This window comes from Streptomyces sp. ActVer, from assembly GCF_027270795.1.
Lineage (GTDB): Bacteria > Actinomycetota > Actinomycetes > Streptomycetales > Streptomycetaceae > Streptomyces > Streptomyces umbrinus_A.
The window spans coordinates 1-2,209 of the sequence record NZ_JAPWHT010000801.1; the positions used below are offsets into that span (position 1 = coordinate 1).

The window sequence follows — 2,209 nt, forward strand, 5'->3', positions numbered from 1 at the left end:
CCCCCAGACCCCCACTTGAACTTCAGCCCCTCCGGCGTTTGAGGAGCGGGGGTTCGGGGGCGGAGCCCCTGAAAAGGGACGGGAATGGGTAGGGGCGGCGGGGGCGAAGAAAACGCCTACCCCGCCAACCCCGCCACCCCATCGTCCAAGTCGTCCTTCAAGGACACCCCCGTCCCGCCCAGCTCCCGCGCCCGGGTCATCAGGGACGTCAGCTTGGCGGCAGCCGTGTCGTAGGGCAGGCCCAGGGGAGGGCGGATGTTGGAGAGGCAGTTGCGGTCGGCGTCCGTGGTGTGGCCGGGGCGGGGCGCGTACGTGAGGTACGCGCCCAGGGAGTCCGCCGCCGACATCCCGGGCCGCTCCCCGACGAGGACGACGACCATGACGGCACCCAGCGCATGGGCGACATCGTCACCGAGCGCCACCCGGGCCTGCTCGGCAAGGACGACCGGTGCGATGCGCCAGTCGGCGGGGAGCCGGGCCGTGGTCGCGCGGATCACCGGCGCCGCGTGGTCATGGACGGCCCGGCTCGACAGCCCGTCCGCGACCACGAACGCGATGTCCCAGTCGTCGCGCGGCAGATGCGCCCGGTCGACGTCGTCGAGCCTCCGGCCCAGATCCGGCCGCTGGAGGTACGTCAACCGGTCGGGAGCCGCACTCCGGACCCGTACCGTCGGCACCCCCGGCAGCCCGGACGCCACCACGTCCGGCTCGAACGGCGAGTGCACCGCGTCCCGCGCCGCCGCGTGCGCGGCCTGGAGTTCGAGGCGGTGGCGCGTGGGCAGGGCCGACCCGGCCCGGCCGAGCCCGATCCGCGCCTGGGTGTGCCGCCCCAGCCCCGTCCACAGTGCGGCATCCGACGGCTCCGGTGCCGTCGACGTCATCAACGCCCGTACCAGCGTCGCCAGTTGACGGTCGTCAGTCATGCTGCCAGCTCCTTGCCGATGGCCATCAGGGGGTGGGCGGCGCCGGCGACGGACCGTATCCCGCCGCGTTCGTCGAGCAGGCCGATCCCGTCGAGCCAGGCCTCGAACTCCGGCGCCGGGCGCAGCCCCAGGACCTCGCGCAGGTACAACACGTCGTGGAAGGAGGCGGATTGGTAGTTGAGCATGATGTCGTCGCCGCCGGGCGTGCAGATGACGAAGGACGCCCCGGCCACGCCCAGCATGGTCAGCATGGTGGCGATGTCGTCGTCGTCCGCGTCGGCGTGGTTGGTGTAGCAGATGTCCAGGCCCATGGGCAGGCCGAGCAGCTTGCCGCAGAAGTGGTCCTCCAGGGCGGCGCGGAGGATCTGGCGGCCGTCGTACAGGTACTCCGGGCCGATGAAGCCGACCACCGTGTTGACGAGGAGCGGGTCGTAGCGGCGGGCCACCGCGTACGCCCGTGCCTCGACCGTCTGCTGGTCCACCCCGTGGTGCGCGTCGGCGGAGAGCGCGCTGCCCTGGCCGGTCTCGAAGTACAGGGCGTTGGACCCGACCGTGCCGCGGCCCAGGGCGCGCGCCGCCTCGTACGCCTCGTCGAGGAGGCCGAGGGTGACGCCGAAGGACGCGTTCGCGGCCTGCGTACCGGCGATGGACTGGAAGACGAGGTCGACCGGTGCCCCGGCGGCCATCAGGTCGATGCTCGTCGTGACGTGGCTGAGCACGCAGGACTGGGTGGGGATCGCGTACCGCTGGATCACGCCGTCGAGGAGTTCCAGCAGGTCCCGTACGGCCTTGGGGCTGTCCGTCGCCGGGTTGATGCCGATGACCGCGTCGCCGGAGCCGAGGAGGAGTCCGTCGAGGAGCGCCGCGGCGACGCCCGCCGGGTCGTCGGTGGGGTGGTTGGGCTGGAGGCGGGTCGCGAGCCGGCCGGGCAGGCCGATCGTCGAGCGGAAGGCCGTGACCACGCGGACCTTGCGGGCGACCGCGACCAGGTCGGCGTTGCCCATGAGCTTGGAGACGGCCGCCGTCATCTCGGGCGTCAGCCCCGGGGCCAGCGCGGCCAGGGCCGTCGCGTCCGCCGCGTCCGAGAGCAGCCACTCCCGGAACTCGCCGACCGTGAGACCGGCGACGGGCGCGAAGGCCACCGCGTCGTGGGTGTCCACGATGAGCCGGGTGACGTCGTCGTCCTCGTACGGGATCACCGGCTCGGCGAGGAACTGCGCGAGCGGCACGTCCGCCAGCGCCCAGCGGGCCGCGACCCGCGCCTGCGCCGACTCGGCGGCGAGCCC

General features: G+C 73.2%; 2 protein-coding genes. Both read right to left on the bottom strand.

The features are described from left to right. Positions 1-116: 116 nt before the first annotated feature. Positions 117-881, bottom strand: coding sequence for an ethanolamine ammonia-lyase subunit EutC (gene eutC, locus O3Q52_RS52215; protein WP_269655414.1), 765 nt, complete (start codon positions 879-881; stop codon positions 117-119). Positions 882-919: 38 nt separating this feature from the next. Beyond that, a partial coding sequence (gene eutB / locus O3Q52_RS52220; protein ID WP_269655413.1) for an ethanolamine ammonia-lyase subunit EutB occupies positions 920-2,209 on the bottom strand: 1,290 nt, incomplete at its 5' end.

Excerpts from the sequence above, each read along its gene's own strand:
- eutC (WP_269655414.1), bottom strand. The coding sequence starts at position 881 with ATGACGTCGACGGCACCGGAGCCGTCGGATGCCGCACTGTGGACGGGG.